This is a genomic window from Agromyces sp. GXS1127, from assembly GCF_050565425.1.
Taxonomy (GTDB): Bacteria; Actinomycetota; Actinomycetes; order Actinomycetales; family Microbacteriaceae; genus Agromyces.
Window position 1 is genome coordinate 233,360 of the sequence record NZ_JBOCIG010000006.1, and the last position, 18,450, is coordinate 251,809.

Consider the following 18,450-nt stretch of genomic DNA (forward strand, 5'->3'; position numbering starts at 1 on the left):
CCCGAGTCGACCCGCCTGCGCGGCATCCTGCGCCTTGCGGAATACCCCATGGGGGTATACCGTTCAGCTTGGAAGACGTACCCCATCGGGGTACTCTCGAACACGATCCGATCACGAACGAGGAGAAACCCATGACCGAGCGCGAGTACCAGGTGACCGGCATGACGTGCGGGCACTGCGAGCTGTCGGTGCGCGAAGAGGTCGAGCAGGTCGCCGGCGTGACCGGCATCCAGGTCTCCGCCGCCGCCGGCACGCTCACCCTCTCCGCCCCCGCCGACCTCGACGACGCCGGCGTGATCGCCGCGGTCGAGGAGGCCGGCTACTCCGCCGTCCGCGTCTGAGCATGCGCACGGCAGCCCGACTGGGGCTGTTCGCGGCGGGCGCGGCGGCGGTCTTCGCCGTCGCACTCGCCGCGGCGCCCCTGGTCATCCCGGCCGACGCGTCGGCCGCCTGGACCTCGAACGAGGAGGATCCGATGGACCCCGCCGGCACCGGGCACGGCGGCCCCGCCGCCGCAGCGGCCTCCGCCGACGACGTGCGCGGCCTCTCCGTCTCGCACCGAGGCATCACGCTCACCGCACTCGCCGCGCCGTCCCGGGCGGGTGAAGCCGGCGAGATCTCCTTCCGGCTCACGGATGGCGCGGGCGCCGCGGTCACCGATGTCGAGATCTCGCACGAGAAGCCGCTCCACCTCATCGTGGTGCGCACCGACGGCGCCGGTTTCCGGCACGTCCACCCGGTCGTCGACGAGGCCGGCACCTGGCACGTGCCGTTCACGTTCGATCGCGCGGGCGCCCACCGGGTGTTCGCCGACTTCGTCCCGGCAGCGGTCGGCGAGGCCGTCACGCTCACGAGCACGGTCGAGGTCGCGGGCGACGTCGCGCCCGAGCCGCGCACGACCGACGTCACGACCTCGACGGTCGACGGCCTCGAGGTCGAGCTCGACGGCGCACTCGTCACGGGCGCCGAGAGCGAACTCACCTTCACGGTCACGCGCGACGGCGAGCCGGTGACGAGCCTCGAGCCGTACCTCGGGGCGTACGGTCACCTCGTCGCGCTCCGCCAGGGCGACCTCGCCTACCTGCACGTGCATCCGATGGGCGAGCCCGGCGACGGCGTCACCGACCCCGGCCCCGAGATCGCGTTCATGGCGACCGCGCCGACGGCCGGCCGGTACCTGCTCTACCTGGACCTGCAGGAGGGCGGCGTCGTCCGTTCGATTCCCTTCGTCGTCACGGCGACGGCAGGGGCGACGGATGGCGCCGGGTCCGACTCGCACGAGGGCGCCGACTCGCACGGCGGCACCGACACGCACGGGGAGGACCACCGATGACCGACCTCGCGACCGGATCCGCCGACCAGCGCGTCGTCGAACTCGAGATCGGCGGCATGACGTGCGCGTCGTGCGCGATGCGGATCGAGAAGAAGCTCAACAAGCTCGACGGGGTCACGGCGACGGTGAACTACGCCACCGAGAAGGCGCGCGTCTCAGCGCCCGCGGGTGTCGACGAGGCCGAGCTCATCGCGACGGTCGAGGCGGCGGGGTACCGTGCCGAGCTGCCGCCGCCTCCGGTGGTGGCGAGCCCGGCCACCGGGGCGGGCGGGGCCGGCACGGCCGCGCCCGCCGAGACCCGGGCCGATGCCGAGCTCCGCTCGATCCGCACGCGCCTCATCGCCTCGGTCGTCCTCTCCGTGCCGGTGATCCTGATGTCGATGATCCCGGCGCTGCAGTTCACGTACTGGCAGTGGGCCTCGCTCGCGCTCGCCGCACCCGTGGTGACGTGGGCGGCCTGGCCGTTCCACCGCGCGGCCCTCGTCAACCTGCGGCACGGTGCCGCGACCATGGACACGCTCGTCTCGCTCGGTGTGACCGCCGCGTTCCTGTGGTCCCTGTACGCGCTGTTCCTCGGCACGGCGGGCGTGCCTGGCATGGTGCACCCGTTCGAGCTCACGGTCGCACCGAGCGACGGCGCCTCGAACCTCTACCTCGAGGTCGCCGCCGGCGTGACGATGTTCATCCTGCTCGGCCGCTACCTCGAGAAGCGCTCCAAGCGTGCGGCGGGGGCGGCGCTCCGCGCCCTCCTCGAGCTCGGCGCGAAGGACGTCGCGGTGCTCCGCGGCGGTGTCGAGACGCGTATCCCCATCGAGCAGCTCACCGTCGGCGACCGGTTCGTGGTGCGCCCCGGCGAGAAGATCGCGACCGACGGCGTCGTGGCGGAGGGCCGGAGCGCGGTGGACGCGTCGCTCGTCACCGGCGAGTCGGTGCCCGTCGAGGTCGAGACCGGCGACGCCGTCATCGGCGCGACCGTCAACGCGGGGGGACGCCTCGTGGTTCGCGCCACGCGCGTCGGCGCCGACACGCAGCTCGCGCAGATGGCGCGGCTCGTCGAAGACGCCCAGGCCGGCAAGGCCGAGGTCCAGCGCCTCGCCGACCGGGTCGCGGGCGTCTTCGTGCCCGTCGTCATCCTCATCGCGGTCGCGACGCTCGGCATGTGGCTCGGCGGCGGGTTCCCGCCCGCGGCCGCGTTCACCGCGGCGGTCGCGGTGCTCATCATCGCCTGCCCGTGCGCACTGGGCCTTGCGACCCCGACGGCGCTGCTCGTCGGCACCGGACGCGGCGCGCAGCTCGGGGTCCTCATCAAGGGCCCCGAGATCCTCGAATCCACCCGGCGCGTCGACACGATCGTGCTCGACAAGACCGGCACCGTCACGAGCGGCCGGATGTCGCTCGCGGGCGTGCACCCCGCCGACGGCGTCGACGAGGGCGAGCTGCTGCGCCTCGCGGGCGCGCTCGAGCACGCCTCCGAGCATCCCGTCGCGCGGGCGATCGCGGATGGCGCGGCCGCGCGCGTCGGCGCGCTGCCGACCCCCGAGTCGTTCGAGAACCGTCCCGGCCTCGGCGTGCACGGCGTGGTCGACGGGCACCTCGTGCTCGTCGGACGTTCCGCGCTGCTCGACGACTGGTCGATCGAGCCCGACGCGCGAGTCGCGGCATCCGTCGCCGCCGCCGAGGCCGAGGGGCGCACCGCGGTCGTCGTCGCCTGGGACGGCGCGGTGCGCGGCGCGCTCACCGTGGCCGACGCCGTGAAGCCGACCAGCGCCGACGCGATCGCGCGGCTGCGGGGCCTCGGGCTCGAGCCGATCCTGCTGACCGGCGACAACGAGACCGTCGCGCGACGGGTCGCCGGCGAGGTCGGCATCGACCGGGTGATCGCCGAGGTGCTGCCCGCCGACAAGGTCGCCGTGGTCGCCCGCCTGCAGGGCGAGGGACGCACCGTCGCGATGGTCGGCGACGGCGTGAACGATGCCGCCGCGCTCGCGCAGGCCGACCTCGGCATCGCGATGGGCACGGGCAGCGACGTCGCGATCGAGGCCGCCGACCTGACGCTCGTGCGCGGCGACCTGCTCGCCGCGGTCGACGCCATCCGGCTCTCGCGGCGGACGCTCCGCGTCATCAAGGGCAACCTGTTCTGGGCGTTCGCGTACAACGTCGCGGCGATCCCGCTCGCGGCGCTCGGCCTGCTGAACCCGATGCTCGCCGGGGCCGCCATGGCGTTCTCGAGCGTGTTCGTCGTCGGCAACAGCCTGCGCCTGCGCGGGTTCCGGTCCGCGGTGCCCGCGCACCGCGGATGACGCGGGCGGTCCGCCGGGCCGCCCGCGTCGCCTAGGGTCGAAGCATGAACGCCGAGACCCCGGACCGCGACGCCGCTGCGACGGGCGGCGCGACCAGCCCCGCCGAACGCGACGCCGCGATCAGCCGGCTGCTCGGCATCCGCTCGAGCATCGACAACATCGACGCCGCGCTCATCCACCTGCTGGCCGAGCGCTTCAAGTTCACCCAGCAGGTCGGCCGGCTGAAGGCCGAGCACGGACTCCCGCCGAGCGACCCCGATCGCGAGAAGCGCCAGATCGAGCGTCTCCGCTCGCTCGCGGAGGACGCGCACCTCGACCCGGCGTTCGCCGAGAAGTGGTTCAACTTCGTCGTGGCCGAGGTGATCCGCCACCACGAGGAGATCGCCGACGGAGCGGACCGCCCGTGAACTGGTATCCCACCGCGGTTCCGCCGCAGGAGGGACGCCAGGTGCTCGTCACCGGCGCGAACGCCGGGATCGGCTTCTTCACGTCGGCGCGACTCGCCCGCGCCGGCGCGCACGTCACGATGTCGGGCCGGAGCGCCGAGCGTCTGGCCGCCGCCGCCGCCGCGATCAGGGCACGGATGCCGCGGGCGGTCGTCGACACGCTCGTGATCGACACGTCGTCGCTCGACTCGGTCCGCGCGGGCGCGGACCGGCTGCTCGACCGCGCGCCGCTCGATGCGGTCGTGTTGAACGCCGGCATGGTGCACACGCCGTCCGAGCGCCGCGAGTCGGTCGACGGGCACGAACTCGTCCTCGCGACGAACGTTCTGGGGCACTTCGCGCTCGTCGCCGACGTCGTGCCGCACCTCGCTCGCGGCGCGCGCGTCATCACGCTCGGCTCGCTCTCGACGCGGCTCTCGACGTTCCGCGTCGACGACCTCGAGCTCGCCCGGTCGTACGACTCGTGGCGCGCGTACGCGCAGTCGAAGATCGCGGCCTCCTCGCTCGCGTTCGAGCTCGACCGGCGCCTGCGCCGTGCGGCGACGGATGCCGCCGAGGCGGTCGGCGCGGCATCCGTCACGCCCCGCGTGCACAGCATCGTGGCGCACCCTGGCTACGCGATCTCGGGGCGCACGCCTCGCGTGCCCGGCGTGAACCAGCCGCCGACCGCCGACCGGTTCGCGGACGCGCTGCAGGCGGCGTGGGCGCAGGGCAAGCACCGCGGGGCCGACGTGGTCGTGCACGCGGCGACCGCCGACGACGTCGAGGGCGGCCAGTTCTGGGGCCCGCAATGGCTGGTCAAGGGTGCGCCGCGGCTCGCCACGCCGACCCGGACCAGCCGGGATGCGCGGATCGGGGCGCGGGTGTGGGCGTTCGCCGAGGACGCCGTCGGGCGACGCGTCGACGTCGGGGTGCGTTCGTGATCCGGGGGATGGTGTCGCGCTGGTGGTCGCAGCCCGGCGTCCGGATGCGGATCGCCCGGGTCGTGGTCGTGATCGGCGCCGCGCTGGGCGTGTTCGGCGTGCTGAGCGGTCGCTACGGATTCCTCTTCGCCGGGATCATCGTCGTGGGCCTCGGCGCCGGGCTCGGGCCCGCCCGCATCCGGAAGCGGCGCGAGTAGGCCCGACCGCGTAGCGTGTCCGCATGATCAGCCGCGACCTCGCCCTGCAGCTGCGCGACGCCGGCCTGGTGTGGCATCCCGACTCCGGCGACCGCTTCCAGCTCGACCTGCCGAGCGATGTCGAGGCCGACGTCGAGGCCGACACGTTCACGGTCAGCGAGATGACGATCGAGACCCGCCGCTACCCGACGGGCACGATCCTCGCGTTCAACGGCACGACCGAGTGGGCCCTCGACTCGGTCGCCCTCGCCGACGCGGTCTGGCTCCCGCGGGAAGACCAGCTGCGCGAGCTGCTGCGGGCCACGTTCCGCGCGCTCCGGCGCCTGCCCGACGCCTTCGAGGTCGAGGTCGAGCTCGGCGGGGAGCGGCGCCGTTTCGAGCACCCCGACGCGGCCGAGGCGTACGGGATGGCGCTGCTCGCGCTGATCGAGCGCACGCGCTGATCGGGGGGCGGGGTAGCGGGCCCGGCCGCGCAACCGGCCGGACCCGTTGGACGCCGGCCCCTACTGCAGCGCCTTCGCCTTCAGCGCCTCGTACTCGGCGGCCGTGATCGCGCCGCTGTCGAGCAGCCTCTTCGCCGACTCGATCTCCGCGGCGGCCGACTGCGGTGTGCCCGCGACCGAGCGCACGTACGCGTCCTGCTGGGCGCTCATCTCCTGCGCGCGTGCCAGGTTGCGCTTGGTCATGCTGTCGCCGCGCGCGATGAGGTAGATGAAGGCCGCCAGGAACGGCACGAAGACCAGGAAGATCACCCACAGCGCCTTCGCCCACCCGTTCAGCGTGTGGTCGCGGAAGATGTCGATGAACACGGTGATGAAGATCCAGATGCACGCGACGATCACGTAGAACCAGAAGATCCAGACGATGAAGTCCCACAGGCTGTTCACGGCGTTCCCTTCGACAGTGGGGGTGAGGGCCACTCCCGCGTGGCGCTGACGCTAGCCACTGCACGACGGTCGTCGTGGGACCAAAGGCACATGCCGGAACCCGGGGTCACTCGGCATAGGCTCGGAGCGTGGGTCGAACGGATGCCGCCGACGCGACCGCGCGGGCACGCGACGCGGTCGACCGGGCCGTGCAGGTTCTCGCCGAGGCATCCGCTCGCACGGAGACGCTCGCCGAGTTCGTGCCCGGCCACCGGGTGCTCGGGATGCCTCGTGCGCCGCGCATGCGGGTGATCGGGCCGATCTGGCGCCTCGGCGCGCTGCTGCTCGACGCCGACGGGCGGTTGTACTCGACCGGCCGTGTCGTGCGCGCGGAGCGCGCGGTGCGGCGGAGCGTGCTCGCCGAGTCGGTCGCCGAGCAGCGGGCCTACCGCGCGGCCGCGATCCGCGGCGGGATCCCCGAGGGCGCGAGCGTGGTGTTCGACGCGGTGCCCCTCGAGCTGGACGCCGAGGCGCTCGGGTCCGGCGCCGGGCCGCTCGTGCTCACCACGTCGCCCGACGGCGAGGCGGTCGTCGGCGTGCGCTGGAACCCGAACTCGGCGGATGCGGTGCTTCCGCTCGCGTCGTACCTCGCCGAGCGCGTCGAGCTGCTCGCACACCCGCCCCAGGGCGCCTGAATCGGGCGGCGATCAGCCTCGGGGCGTCTCGTCGTCCGCATCCGTCCGGCTCGGTCGCTGCTCCTGCTCGGCGATCGCCTCGATCACCGAGTCCTGGAGCCCGCGCTGCCCGGTGTGCAGCTCCTGGTAGGTCTCGCCGGCGCCCATGATCGGCCCGAACGCGGCCCGGGCGCGTTGCCCGCGCGGTGCGCGGATCGCGCGCACCGTCATCCCCACGACGAGCGCCGCAGCGAAGAGCGCGGCGAGCACCCCGACCGCGATCTCCATCAGAAGCCGTACGCCGTGATCGCCGGCAGGCCGCCGTCGCGCCAGCCCTCGAGCGCGAAGCGCTCGTGGTGCACGAGCCGCTCGGGCAGGTCGTCGAGCGCGAACCACTCGAGCGCACTCGCCTTGTCGGGCTCCTGCAGCGACGGGATGCCGCGCCAGGCGCGCGCCACGAAGAACACGTCGAGCCGCTGGTCGATCGGCAGCCCCGTCGGCGCCGTCCGGTGCATGGCCGTGACGGGTTCGAGGGCGGCCTCGTCGACCACGACCCCGATCTCCTCGAGGGTCTCGCGAACGGCGCCCGCCATGATCGTCTCGCCCGGGTCGACGTGCCCGGCGGCCGAGGCCGCCCACCAGCTGTCGTAGTAGCCGGTGCCGTCGCGCATCTGCAGCAGCACGCGGTCGCCGTCGACGAGGAACACGTACGCCGCGGGGATCAGCGCGAACGTGCCGTGCGCGGCGGCGTACGCCTCCGGGTACGGCTGGCGCGGCTCGTCGGACACGGGTCGAGGACGCCCGGCTCAGTACCCGACGACCGGGCCGAACGCGTCGGCGAGCGGGGCGCGGTTGACGCCGCGAAGCTCGTCGATCGACACCGTGAACGCGCCCTGGATCTCGAGCGAGCCGGACGCGGCATCCGTCACGCCGATGCGGCGCACCGGGTAGCCGCGGCCCTCGCAGAGGCCGCGGAACTTCACGTCGTCCTCGCGGGGTACGGTCACGATCACGCGGCCGGTCGACTCGGAGAAGAGCGCGGTCGCGAGGTCGATGCCCGCGTCCTCGGTCACCTCGCCGAGGAACACGCGCGCGCCGACGCCGAAGCGGTTCACGCCCTCGGCCAGCGCGATCGCGAGGCCGCCGTCGGACAGGTCGTGCGCGGAGTCGATGAGGCCCTCGAGCGCGGCGGCGCGCAGCAGTTCGGCCAGCCGCTTCTCGCGGCCGAGGTCGACGTGCGGCGGCACGCCGCCGAGGTGGTCGTGCACGACGCCGGCCCAGGCCGAGCCGTCGAGCTCGGAGTGCGTCTCGCCGAGCAGGTAGATGTTGTGGCCCTCGTCCTGCCAGCCCGACGGGATCCGGCGCGCCACGTCGTCGATCACGCCGAGCACCGCGACGACCGGCGTCGGGTGGATCGGCACGTCGCCGGTCTGGTTGTAGAAGCTGACGTTGCCGCCCGTGACGGGGATGCCGAGCTCGAGGCATCCGTCGGCCAGGCCCTCGACGGCCTCGGCGAACTGCCACATGACCTCGGGGTTCTCGGGGGAGCCGAAGTTGAGGCAGTCGGAGATGCCCATCGGCGTGGCGCCGGTCACGGCCACGTTGCGGTACGCCTCGGCGAGCGCGAGCTGCGCGCCGCGGCGCGGGTCGAGCTGGCAGTAGCGGCCGTTCGCGTCGGTCGCGACCGAGACGCCGAGGCCCGACTCCTCGTCGACGCGGATCATGCCCGCGTCATCCGGCGCAGCCAGCGCGGTGTTGCCGAGGACGTAGTGGTCGTACTGGTTCGTGATCCATGCGGCATCCGCCTGGTTCGCCGAACCGACCAGCTGCAGGAACTGCGCGCGAAGCCCGTCGCCGTCGTCGTCGGCCGGACGCTCGAGCGCGGCGGCCGTGTCGGCCTGGAGGGCGTCGAGGTACGACGGGTAGGTCATGGGCCGCTCGTAGACCGGGCCGTCGACCGCGACCGTGCGCGGGTCGACGTTCACGATCTCCTCGCCGCGCCAGGTGATGCTCAGACGGCCGGTGTCGGTGACCTCGCCGAGCACGCTCGTCTCGACGTCCCACTTCTGCACGACCTCCATGAAGCCGGCGAGCTTCTCGGGGCGCACGATGGCCATCATGCGCTCCTGGCTCTCGCTCATGAGGATCTCCTCGGGCGTGAGCGAGGGGTCGCGCAGCAGCACGTCGTCGAGCACGATCGCCATGCCGCCGTCGCCGTTGGCCGCGAGCTCGCTCGTCGCGCACGAGATGCCCGCCGCGCCGAGGTCCTGGATGCCCTCGACGAGGTCGCCCTGGAAGAGCTCGAGGCAGCACTCGATGAGCACCTTCTCGGCGAACGGGTCGCCGACCTGCACCGCGGGGCGCTTGGTCGGGCCGCCCTCGGCGAACGTGTCGGACGCGAGGATCGACGTACCGCCGATGCCGTCGCCGCCGGTGCGGGCGCCGAAGAGCACGACCTTGTTGCCGACGCCCTTGGCGTTGGCGAGGTGCAGGTCCTCGTGGCGGAGCACGCCCACGGCGAGCGCGTTCACGAGGGGGTTCTTCTGGTAGGTCGGGTCGAACCAGGTCTCGCCGCCGATGTTCGGCAGGCCCAGGCAGTTGCCGTAGAAGCTGATGCCCGAGACCACGCCGTGCACGACGCGCGCGGTGTCGGGGTCGTCGATGGCGCCGAAGCGCAGCGCGTCCATGACGGCGACGGGCCGCGCGCCCATCGAGATGATGTCGCGCACGATGCCGCCGACGCCGGTCGCGGCGCCCTGGAACGGCTCGATGAAGCTCGGGTGGTTGTGCGACTCGATCTTGAAGGTGACCGCCCAGCCCTCGCCGATGTCGAGCACGCCGGCGTTCTCGCCGATGCCCACCATCAGGTGCTCCTTCATCTCGGGCGTGACCTTCTTGCCGAACTGGCGCAGGTGCACCTTGCTCGACTTGTAGGAGGCGTGCTCGCTCCACATGACGGAGTACATGGCGAGCTCGGCGCTCGTCGGGCGCCGGCCGAGGATGTTGCGGATGCGCTCGTACTCGTCGGGCTTCACGCCGAGCGCCGCGTACGGCTGCTCCTTCTCGGGCGTCGCGGTCGCGACCTCGACGGTGTCGAGCACCGGCGTCGTGGGGGCTGCGGCCCCGTCGGGGGCAGCGGTCGTGGCGGGTGCGTCAGTCACGGTGTGGCGAGCTCCTGGAAACGGCGGCGAGACGGATGCCGCGGGCGGATGCCGGTCCCCCCGAGTCTACCCGTCGTGCTCAGGCGAGCAGTGCGGCAGCGAGCGAGCGTGCGACTGCCGTTCAGTCGCTACCGAGGCGGTATCGCCGTCGGCGGCTGGTCCGCGGAGCGGTCGGCACGAGCGCCCCCTGTGACACCAGCACGCGAAGTCGCGGTCGAAGCGCGTTCGGTGAGCTGCTCACACGTTCCGCGATCTCGGAGACACTCAGTTCCCCGGCCTCGCGCACCGCCTGAAGGATTCGCTCGTCCATTGCAGTGGGCTGGTTGCCGAGTTCCTGTTCAGTTCCGATGCCCCCGAACAGACTCTCTGCCTCGCGCTCTGCTGCGTCGAGCCGAGGACCTCGGCGATACGGTTCGCCAGGTCGAACCGGGTACTGAATCCAGCCGGAATCTGCGAGGCGTTGAAGCAACTGGCGTGCATCGCCGCTATCCATCCCGAACGTGGAGCGGAGGACCTGATCGTCGATCGGTACGTCGCGATGGACCATGACCATGGCCATCTGCGAGTCGGTATCGAGGTGGGATGCCCCGATCCCATCCAGCCAGCGGGTCGTGTCGGGGTCCAACAGGCCGTGACGTTCGAGCGTGAGCATGACGTTGGTCGTTGTGACGTCGAATATCGGGGCGCCCAAACCGGCTCGTCCGAGCGCACCGGCCATCCTGGGCACGCCGGATCCGGCGTTCTCGGAAACGGTCTCATCTCGTCCCGGAAGGAGTACCTCGGTCAGGAGTGCAGCGAGCACGGCGTTGCGAGATCTCGACACGCCATCGAAGAGGTCCACGACCCTCCTGCCGCCCCAGATATCACCTGGATTGGCGATCTCGATTCGGTCCGGGTACATCTCGACCCTGACCTGTTCTCCGAGTGCCCACTCGCTGTAGTCGCGGTGGGTGAGCGCGTTCACCACCGCCTCGCGAATCGCATCGACTGGCACCTCCGGCTCGTCGGACGCGCCGGCACCGCGGGAGACACGCCGGGTCTTGAGGTTGTCGAGGACAGCCCGGACGGCGTCTTCCACCATCACGGGGATCGGGCCTTCGATCACCTTGCGATCCAGCATCCGCACGTCGCCGACGATCGTGCTCTTCGAGCGGCCCGGGTACACGGCGAAGGTGATCATTGCTTGCGGCAGGAACTGCTGGGGATAACGCCCCAGCGCGAGCAAGCCTGCGACGGTTGGCGTCGATTCGTCCCGAGAAAGGACGTTGTGTCGCCGAAGAATCTGCTCGGGGGAATCGAGACCTGCGATCGATCTCGGTCTCGTGCGCTCGAGTCGTTCGATGAATCGGTGCATCTCTCGCTGGTCCAAGTCAGCGAGCGTCGCACCTTCGACGGCTCGTAGGTCATCCCTTGGCTGGTGGCCGGACGTTGAGAGGAGGAAGACCCCATAGGTGCTCGTTCGGCGGTCGCCATCGCCGACGCGTTCGTATGTTCCGGACTCCTTGCCCTGGGTAGTGACGAATGCCGGCTTCTGGTTCGGCGGCAGTTCCTCGACATCGACGACGACGACCGGGCTGCCGTCGACTTCTCCGACGTCGATCGTGCCGATCGGTCGAGGTGTTATCGGTCCCGCGATCTCGTTGTGGCGTCGTGGGCGGAATGCGTCGGCTACCGCATTGCGGATCGCCTCTGCGTCGAATCCGGGGGCCGGCGCGAATCCGCCGTCCTCCCGGAGGCCGAGGATGATCACGCCGCCGGCGTGATTGCTGAAAGCGCTCACGGTTGGCCAGATGCTCTTCGGAAGCGCTGTCACGGCGGCTTTGACTTCGACGTTGGTCAGCTCAGTTCCGACCGTCCGCAGCCGACCCATCAGGTCGCCGAGATCCCCTAGCGATGTCTCCACCCCGCCCCCAGTCACGCGGCACTCGCTGTCACTATACCCATCACTATAGTCCTCAGTGTAGTTCGACAGTGAGGCGGCAGTGACGTGCAGTGACGAAATCGGTGACGGTCAGTGGCGGCATGAGACGTCGGGGCTGCATCGACCCGAGCTTGTGAGGCAGCCCTGCCGCGGTGCGCTACTCGGCGCGCGAGAACGCGGCGGCCCGCTCGACCTGCTCGCGCGTGAGCGCGACGCCCGTGTAGAGCTCGAACTGGCGTGCGGCCTGCAGCGCGACGACCTCGGCGCCGGTGATGACCGCGGTGCCCGCGGCGCGGGCCGCCGCGATGAGCGGCGTCTCGGCGGGGAACGCGACCACGTCGAAGACCGTCGAGGCGCGCTCGATGAACCGTTCGTCGAACGCCAGTGCGGCGGCATCCGCCCCCTGCATGCCGAGCGGCGTGACGTTCACGATGACGTCGAAGTCGGGCGCTGGGTCGGAGGCCGCGCAGGCGTAGCCGTACTTCTGCGCGAGCGCCGGCCCGGCCGCCGCGTTACGCGCGAGCACCGTGAGGTCGCCGAAGCCGGTACCGCGGAACGCGGCGACGACGGCCTTCGCCATGCCACCCGACCCGCGCACGACGACCCGCGCGGCGGGGTCGAGCCCGTGCTCGGCGATGAGCTGCGCGACCGCCTCGTAGTCGGTGTTGGATGCCGTGAGCCGGCCGCCGTCGTTCACGATCGTGTTCACGGACTCGATGGCCGCGGCCGAGTCCTCCATGACGTCGACGAGCGGGATCACCGCCTCCTTGAACGGCATCGACACCGAGCAGCCGCGGAACCCGAGCGCCCGCATGCCGCGGATCGCGCCCTCGAGGTCGTCGGTCGTGAACGCCTTGTAGAGGAAGTTCAGGTTCAGCTCGTCGTAGAGGAAGTTGTGGAACCGCGTGCCGAGGTTCGACGGGCGACCGGAGAGGGAGATGCAGACCTGCATGTCCTTGTTGAGGATCGGCATGCGGCCATTCTCCTCGCCGCCTGACGGTGAATATGTTGTGAGAGCGCTCTCTTCACTTGCGGGACGGTGAGCGGTTTCCCGTGCGCCGAGCGGGCGCAACCGGACAATCCTCCACCGATCCCAGTATCCACAAGAGGCTTGCGGGAATCGCGGATGCCCGCCTACCCTGACGGGGACCACCTCGGTGGATCCCTTCACCTACTGCAATGGAGCACGAATGGACTCGAAGAAGAGAGCGCTCTCACGGCGAGCGGCGGCGGCGGTGGCGGCTGCGGCCGTGGTCGCCGCATCGCTCGCCGCAGCCGCACCGGCCTCAGCGTCCGGCAGCATCTCCGTCCTCGCCGACTTCGAGGGCGGCGCACCGGACGGGTTCTTCTCCTACGGCGCGGCGGGCTTCGGCATCGTCGACGTCGCCGCCGACTCGCCCGACGCCAAGCCCGGCCAGAACGAGCCGACGAAGGTCGTCTCCTACGGGTGGGACGTCACCGCGCCGGGCTCCTTCGGCGGCGTCGGCCAGACGTTCGCCGGCGCCCGCGACGTCAGCGCGTTCGACGGCGTGACCCTCATGGTCGACGGTTCGGGCAACGGCGCGTCCTACCAGGTCGAGCTCTTCGACGGCGGGCCGAACGCCGACGCCTCCGAGCGCTTCGACGTCGACCTCGTCGACGACACCGACGGGTGGAAGGAGGTGCGGCTGCCCTGGTCGGCCTTCACGCGAGCGACCGACTTCCAGCCCGGCGGGGCGCCCGACGACGGGCTCGGGCTCACGACGCTCTGGGGCTACGCGATCCCCGCCGTGAACGGCGCCGACACGATCCGAGTGGACGACATCGCCGTCTACTCCGACTCCGACCTCACCCCGTCGGTCTCCTTCGCGGCCGAGGCCGCATCGGCGATCGAGGGCGACACGCTCGACGTCGAGGTACGGCTCGACCTCGCATCCGACGCGCCCGTGACCGTCGAGCTCGCCGCCGTCGACGGCACCGCGACGCACGCCGACGGCGACTATGCCGACCCCGCCGCGACCGTCGAGTTCGCGCCGGGCGAGACCACCCGCACCATCCAGGTCGCGACGACCGGCGACGACGTCGAGGAGGCCGACGAGACCTTCACGCTCGAGCTCGCCGCGCCGTCGGGCGCGCAGCTCGGCTCGGTCACGGCGCTCGAGGTGACGATCCTCGACGACGACGGCGAGGTCGTCGGACCGCCGGCCGGCCGAACCGCCATCGTCGACGACCACGAGACGGCGCTCGTCCGCGGCGACGCCGGCGGCATCCCCGTCGGCTGGTTCGAGGCGCAGGACCCGAGCAGCACCGTCGCGTTCGAGCGCACCGATGCCCCGCCGGCGCCGGTTCCGGGCGCGCCCGACGGCAACGACGTGCTGCGCGCCGACTTCGACGTGACGAGCTTCGGCGTCGTCGTGCGCAACTTCACGAACGAGGCCGCCGACGCCTGGATGACCGAGGACTGGTCGACCTACGAGGGCATCGGGTTCTGGATGTACGGCAACGGATCGGGCACCGACCTGTTCCTCGACCTGCTCGACAACCGCAACTCGGGCTCGACGACCGACGACGCCGAGCGCTTCGTCGTCTCGTTCGCCGACGACTGGCGCGGATGGCGCTTCCTGACGTTCGACTTCGCCGAGTTCCAGCGCAAGAACATCGGCAACGGCGCTCCGAACGACGGGCTCACCCTCACCGACGTGCACGGGTACGCGTTCGGCTCGCTGCGCACGGACACGCCCCAGACGTTCCTCTACGACGACGTGCTCGTCTACGGCGAGGCCGAGCCGCCCGCGCTGGCGGTCGGGTTCGACCGGTCGGGCTACGAGGTCGACGAGGGCGACACCGCGACCGGCGTCATCCGCCTGAACCGCGTGGCCGAGACGGACGTCACGGTCGACTGGGCCGCCGAGGCGACCGAGGCGCGCACCGCGACGGAGGACCTCTCGGCGGTCGCCGACCGCGACTTCACGCCGGTCGCCGGCACGGTCGTGATCCCCGCCGGGGAGCGCGAGGCGACCGTCGAGCTGCCCACGATCGAGGACGGCAAGCACGAGGTCGACGAGACGTTCGTCGTCCGGCTCTCCGACCCGCAGGGCGCCGAGTTCGGCTTCGTGCGCACCGCCACGGTGAGCATCCAGGACGACGACCCGATCGACGCCTCGCTCGTCGAGGACTTCGAGACCGTGCCGTGGCTCTACGACGTGACCGGCGACGCCGAGCTCACGACGCGCGAGATCGCCGCGGGCGACTCCGACGCCGTTCCGGGCCAGGGCGCGTACGAGCGGGTCGCGGACTTCACGCACCGCGGCACCGCGACCATGACGCGCGAGTTCGCCGGCGGACAGGACTGGTCGGACGCCGACGGCATCAGCTTCATGGTGAACGGCACGGGCAAGCCCACGCGCATCACGGTCGGCATCCAGGACGACCCGGCGCCCGACGCCGGCCCCGACACGTGGGGGCTCGCGTGGAGCGACGAGTTCGACGGACCCGCAGGCGCACCGGCGAACCCCGAGAACTGGACGTACGAGACCGGCGGCTGGGGATGGGGCAACGACGAGCGCCAGTACTACACCGACAGCACCGACAACGCGGCGCTCGACGGCGACGGCAACCTCGTCATCACGGCCCGGGAGGTCGACGGCGAGGCGGAAGGCCTCGAGTGCTGGTACGGCCCGTGCGAGGTCACGTCGGCGCGCCTGATCACCGAGCAGAAGCAGGAGTTCGAGTACGGCCGCATCGAGTCGCGCGTGCAGCTGCCCGAGGGCACCGGCATCTGGCCGGCGGTCTGGTCGCTCGGCACCGACTTCCGCGAGGTCGGCTGGCCGCAGACGGGCGAGATCGACGTCATGGAGTACGTCGGACGACTGCCGAACGAGGTGTTCGGCACGATCCACGGCCCCGGCTACTCGGGCGGCCAGTCGTACGGGGGCATCTACGACTTCGGTGCGCCCGTGCCCGACGGCTGGCACGAGTTCGCCGTCGAGTGGACGCCCGAGGAGATCACCTGGGAGGTCGACGGCATCGTCTTCCACCAGGCCGACCCGGCGGATGTCGCCCCGAACGAATGGGTGTTCGACCACCCGTTCTCGCTCATCACCAACATCGCGGTGGGCGGCAACTTCGGCGGTACGCCCGGCGAGGACCTCGTGTTCCCGCAGTCGCTCACGGTCGACTACGTGCGCGTCTACCAGGCACCCGACACGGCCGAGCGGTTCGTCGCGAGCGTCGTCGACCGCACGGCGGGGTGGCACGAGGTGACGATCCCGTTCGACGCCTTCAAGCGGGCCGACGAGCAGCCGGCGGGCGCGCCCGACGACGGGCTCACGCTCACCGACGTGCAGGGCTACTCCCTCACGTTCGCCGGCAAGGGCACGCACTCGATCGACCGCGTGACGGTCGACTGACCGGGTCGCCGAAGCCCCATGAACGAGGGCGGGGCGGATGCCGCGGCATCCGCCCCGCCCTTCGTCATGGCGCCGATGCCGTTCTCAGGAAGAATCCGGCGTGTCGCGGTCCGGCCCGGCGTGTCGTCCTGAGAAACGGGCGGAATCGCGCGGAACTCCTGAGAACGGTGGCTCGGCGAGCGTCAGGAGCGGCCGCCGGGCGGGCCGATCAGGAGCAGGATGACGAACACCGCCGAGATGCCCAGGATCGCGAGCACGGTCAACAGCAACGGGCGTGCGAGGAACCAGTGCAGCATCCGGTTCACCACGTTGCGGTCGGCCGGGTGGTCGGTCGCCTCGCGCCGCCACGGTCCCTCGAGCCTGCGCCGACGGAGCAGCCAGACCTCGAAGGGGATGGTCGCGTACGGGATCACCGCGAAGAGCACGCCGAGCACGATCAGCCCGACGGGCCAACGCTGGTTCACCCCGACGAGCGCCGCCGTGAACGCATAGCCGAGGAACACGAAGCCGTGGATGGATCCGCCGACGAGGACGGCCCAGTCGAGGCCGAGGGTGGCGCGCATGATGAGCGCCGTGATGAGGACGGTCCACGTGATCGCCTCGGCGACCGCGAGCAGGCGGAACAGCCGCTTCGGCGTCAGCCCCGGCGCGACCGACGTCACGGGGGTGGTGACCGGCGGAAGCCGGAGCGGATTCGAGGTGGAGGCGGTCGTCGGGGTCGCGTTCGGGTTCGCGTCGGGGGAGCTCACCGTCCCATCCTCGCAAGGCAGCCGTCGGGGCGCATCGACCGAAGGATGGACGGGGCTCCGGAGTAGGGTGTTCCGGTGAACGAAGCGCAGGTCCGCGAGCTCGTCGAGGCGAAGCTCGCCACGATCCCCGACTTCCCCGAGCCGGGCATCGTGTTCCGGGACCTCACCCCGGTCTTCGCGGACGGGCCGGCGTTCCACGCGCTGTCCGAGGCGCTGACCGCCCCGTTCGCCGGACGGTTCGACCACCTCGCCGGCCTCGAGGCGCGCGGCTTCCTGCTCGCCGGCGCCGCGTCGGCGCTGTGCGGCGCGGGCGTGCTGCCGGTCCGCAAGGCGGGCAAGCTGCCGCGCGCCGTGCTCCGCGAGGAGTACGACCTCGAGTACGGCACCGCGGCCCTCGAGGTCCACGAGGGCGAGCTGCCGCCCGGCTCGCGCGTGCTCATCATCGACGACGTGCTCGCGACCGGCGGCACCGTCGAGGCCGCCGCACGCCTGATCGAGCGGGCCGGATGGCACGTGGCCGGCGTCTCGGTCGCGATCGAGCTCGGCGGGCTCGGCGGCCGCGACCGGCTCGGCGCGCGGTACGAGATCCGCAGCCTGCTGACGTACTAGCCCCCGCCGGCCCGCGGCCGCCCGCTCGCCCCGCCGGTCCCGGTAGGCGAGGACCGCCCATCCGGCAACCCCGTGGCATCCGCTCGGTTCGGGCGTAGGTTCGGACCATGGCAGCAACACCCGACTTCAGCGACCTCCGCGCGGTGTACGTGAACTGCACCCTCAAGCGATCACCCGAGGTCAGCAACACGCAGGGCCTCATGGACGCGAGCATCGCCCTGATGCGGCAGCACGGCGTCGCCGTCGAGACGTTCCGGTTCGTCGACCACGACGTGGCGACCGGGGTCTATCCCGACATGCGCGAGCACGGCTGGTCGACCGACGCGTGGCCGGAGGAGATCTGGCCGAGCATCCGCGACGCCGACATCCTCGTGATCGGCGGGCCGATCTGGCTCGGCGACAACTCGTCGGTCACGAAGCGGCTCATCGAGCGCCTGTACGCGATGTCGACCGAGCAGAACGACAAGGGCCAGTACGTCTTCTACGGCAAGGTCGGCGGCGCGATCATCACCGGCAACGAGGACGGCCTCAAGCACTGCGCGATGGACGTGCTGTTCTCGCTGCAGCACATCGGCTGCACGATACCGCCCGCGGCCGACGCGGGGTGGATCGGCGAGGCGGGACCCGGACCGAGCTACCTCGACGAGGGCTCGGGCGGTCCCGAGAACGACTTCACCAACCGGAACACGACGTTCATGACGTACAACCTCATGCACGTCGCGAAGCTGCTGAAGGATGCCGGCGGCATCCCGGCGATCGGCAACGTGCGCACCGAGTGGGATTCGGGCGAGCGGTGGGGCTACCGGCCCACGCCGGACGACCCGAACCCCGAGTACCGCTGACCGCGCGGCCCGGAGCGGGGCCCGCTCGGAGCCCGGCTCGG

The 18,450-nt window shown here is 71.6% G+C and carries 18 protein-coding genes; 11 read left to right on the plus strand and 7 right to left on the minus strand.

Annotated elements, in window-relative coordinates; all coding sequences use genetic code 11:
- The first annotated feature begins 131 nt into the window (after positions 1-131).
- From ACQ393_RS12880 to ACQ393_RS12910, 7 genes are read left to right on the plus strand one after another with little or no spacing between them, the layout of a single operon-like run.
- A complete protein-coding gene (locus tag ACQ393_RS12880; RefSeq protein ID WP_430647246.1) occupies positions 132-341 on the plus strand; it encodes a heavy-metal-associated domain-containing protein in 210 nt (69 codons plus the stop codon).
- A 2-nt stretch (positions 342-343) separates the two neighbouring features.
- Entirely contained in the window at positions 344-1,333 is a 990-nt protein-coding gene (locus ACQ393_RS12885; RefSeq protein WP_430647247.1) for a heavy-metal-associated domain-containing protein, read from the plus strand.
- Complete coding sequence (locus ACQ393_RS12890) at positions 1,330-3,633, plus strand: heavy metal translocating P-type ATPase (RefSeq protein WP_430647248.1); 2,304 nt, start codon at positions 1,330-1,332, stop codon at positions 3,631-3,633. The genes ACQ393_RS12885 and ACQ393_RS12890 overlap by 4 nt, the downstream gene beginning before the upstream one ends.
- Positions 3,634-3,677: 44 nt before the next feature.
- Positions 3,678-4,040 carry a chorismate mutase gene (locus ACQ393_RS12895; RefSeq protein WP_430647249.1) on the plus strand — a complete coding sequence of 121 codons (363 nt, stop codon included), beginning with the start codon at positions 3,678-3,680 and terminating at the stop codon, positions 4,038-4,040.
- Positions 4,037-5,002, plus strand: a complete 966-nt coding sequence (locus tag ACQ393_RS12900) for an SDR family NAD(P)-dependent oxidoreductase (protein WP_430647250.1) — start codon at positions 4,037-4,039, stop codon at positions 5,000-5,002. The genes ACQ393_RS12895 and ACQ393_RS12900 overlap by 4 nt, the downstream gene beginning before the upstream one ends.
- Positions 4,999-5,199, plus strand: coding sequence for a hypothetical protein (locus ACQ393_RS12905; RefSeq protein WP_430647251.1), 201 nt, complete (start codon positions 4,999-5,001; stop codon positions 5,197-5,199). The genes ACQ393_RS12900 and ACQ393_RS12905 overlap by 4 nt, the downstream gene beginning before the upstream one ends.
- Before the next feature lie 23 nt (positions 5,200-5,222).
- Positions 5,223-5,642, plus strand: coding sequence for a pilus assembly protein CpaE (locus ACQ393_RS12910; protein ID WP_430647252.1), 420 nt, complete (start codon positions 5,223-5,225; stop codon positions 5,640-5,642).
- A gap of 60 nt (positions 5,643-5,702) precedes the next feature.
- Here the strand turns inward: ACQ393_RS12910 and ACQ393_RS12915 are convergent, their stop codons facing one another.
- Entirely contained in the window at positions 5,703-6,086 is a 384-nt protein-coding gene (locus ACQ393_RS12915) for an SHOCT domain-containing protein (RefSeq protein ID WP_430647253.1), read from the minus strand.
- Positions 6,087-6,214: 128 nt separating this feature from the next.
- Between ACQ393_RS12915 and ACQ393_RS12920 the strand changes: the two genes are divergently transcribed.
- Complete coding sequence (locus tag ACQ393_RS12920) at positions 6,215-6,760, plus strand: hypothetical protein (RefSeq protein WP_430647254.1); 546 nt, start codon at positions 6,215-6,217, stop codon at positions 6,758-6,760.
- Positions 6,761-6,772: 12 nt separating this feature from the next.
- Here ACQ393_RS12920 and ACQ393_RS12925 read toward each other — a convergent pair whose 3' ends face one another.
- The 5 genes from ACQ393_RS12925 to ACQ393_RS12945 all read right to left on the minus strand — a co-directional run bounded on the left by ACQ393_RS12925 (position 6,773) and on the right by ACQ393_RS12945 (position 12,794).
- Positions 6,773-7,027: a hypothetical protein gene (locus tag ACQ393_RS12925; RefSeq protein WP_430647255.1), complete on the minus strand. Its 255-nt coding sequence runs from the start codon at positions 7,025-7,027 to the stop codon at positions 6,773-6,775.
- Complete coding sequence (locus ACQ393_RS12930; RefSeq protein WP_430647256.1) at positions 7,027-7,527, minus strand: NUDIX hydrolase; 501 nt, start codon at positions 7,525-7,527, stop codon at positions 7,027-7,029. The genes ACQ393_RS12925 and ACQ393_RS12930 overlap by 1 nt, the downstream gene beginning before the upstream one ends.
- Positions 7,528-7,545: 18 nt before the next feature.
- The gene (gene purL / locus ACQ393_RS12935) at positions 7,546-9,900 is read right to left on the minus strand and encodes a phosphoribosylformylglycinamidine synthase subunit PurL (RefSeq protein ID WP_430647257.1); all 2,355 of its coding nucleotides are present in this window, start codon (positions 9,898-9,900) and stop codon (positions 7,546-7,548) included.
- 121 nt (positions 9,901-10,021) lie between these two features.
- Positions 10,022-11,818, minus strand: coding sequence for an ATP-binding protein (locus ACQ393_RS12940; protein WP_430647258.1), 1,797 nt, complete (start codon positions 11,816-11,818; stop codon positions 10,022-10,024).
- Between the two features lie 160 nt (positions 11,819-11,978).
- Positions 11,979-12,794 carry a shikimate 5-dehydrogenase gene (locus ACQ393_RS12945; protein WP_430647259.1) on the minus strand — a complete coding sequence of 272 codons (816 nt, stop codon included), beginning with the start codon at positions 12,792-12,794 and terminating at the stop codon, positions 11,979-11,981.
- 217 nt (positions 12,795-13,011) lie between these two features.
- Between ACQ393_RS12945 and ACQ393_RS12950 the strand changes: the two genes are divergently transcribed.
- Positions 13,012-16,209: a carbohydrate binding domain-containing protein gene (locus ACQ393_RS12950; protein ID WP_430647260.1), complete on the plus strand. Its 3,198-nt coding sequence runs from the start codon at positions 13,012-13,014 to the stop codon at positions 16,207-16,209.
- A gap of 182 nt (positions 16,210-16,391) precedes the next feature.
- Here ACQ393_RS12950 and ACQ393_RS12955 read toward each other — a convergent pair whose 3' ends face one another.
- Positions 16,392-16,850 (minus strand): DUF3817 domain-containing protein, encoded by a 459-nt coding sequence (locus ACQ393_RS12955; RefSeq protein ID WP_430647318.1) that lies wholly within the window; start codon positions 16,848-16,850, stop codon positions 16,392-16,394.
- 183 nt (positions 16,851-17,033) lie between these two features.
- Here ACQ393_RS12955 and ACQ393_RS12960 point away from each other — a divergent pair, with 183 nt between their 5' ends.
- Together ACQ393_RS12960 and ACQ393_RS12965 are read left to right on the plus strand one after the other, a co-directional pair.
- Positions 17,034-17,567, plus strand: a complete 534-nt coding sequence (locus tag ACQ393_RS12960) for an adenine phosphoribosyltransferase (RefSeq protein WP_430647261.1) — start codon at positions 17,034-17,036, stop codon at positions 17,565-17,567.
- Between the two features lie 107 nt (positions 17,568-17,674).
- Positions 17,675-18,409, plus strand: a complete 735-nt coding sequence (locus ACQ393_RS12965) for a flavodoxin family protein (protein WP_430647262.1) — start codon at positions 17,675-17,677, stop codon at positions 18,407-18,409.
- The last annotated feature ends 41 nt before the right edge of the window (positions 18,410-18,450 follow it).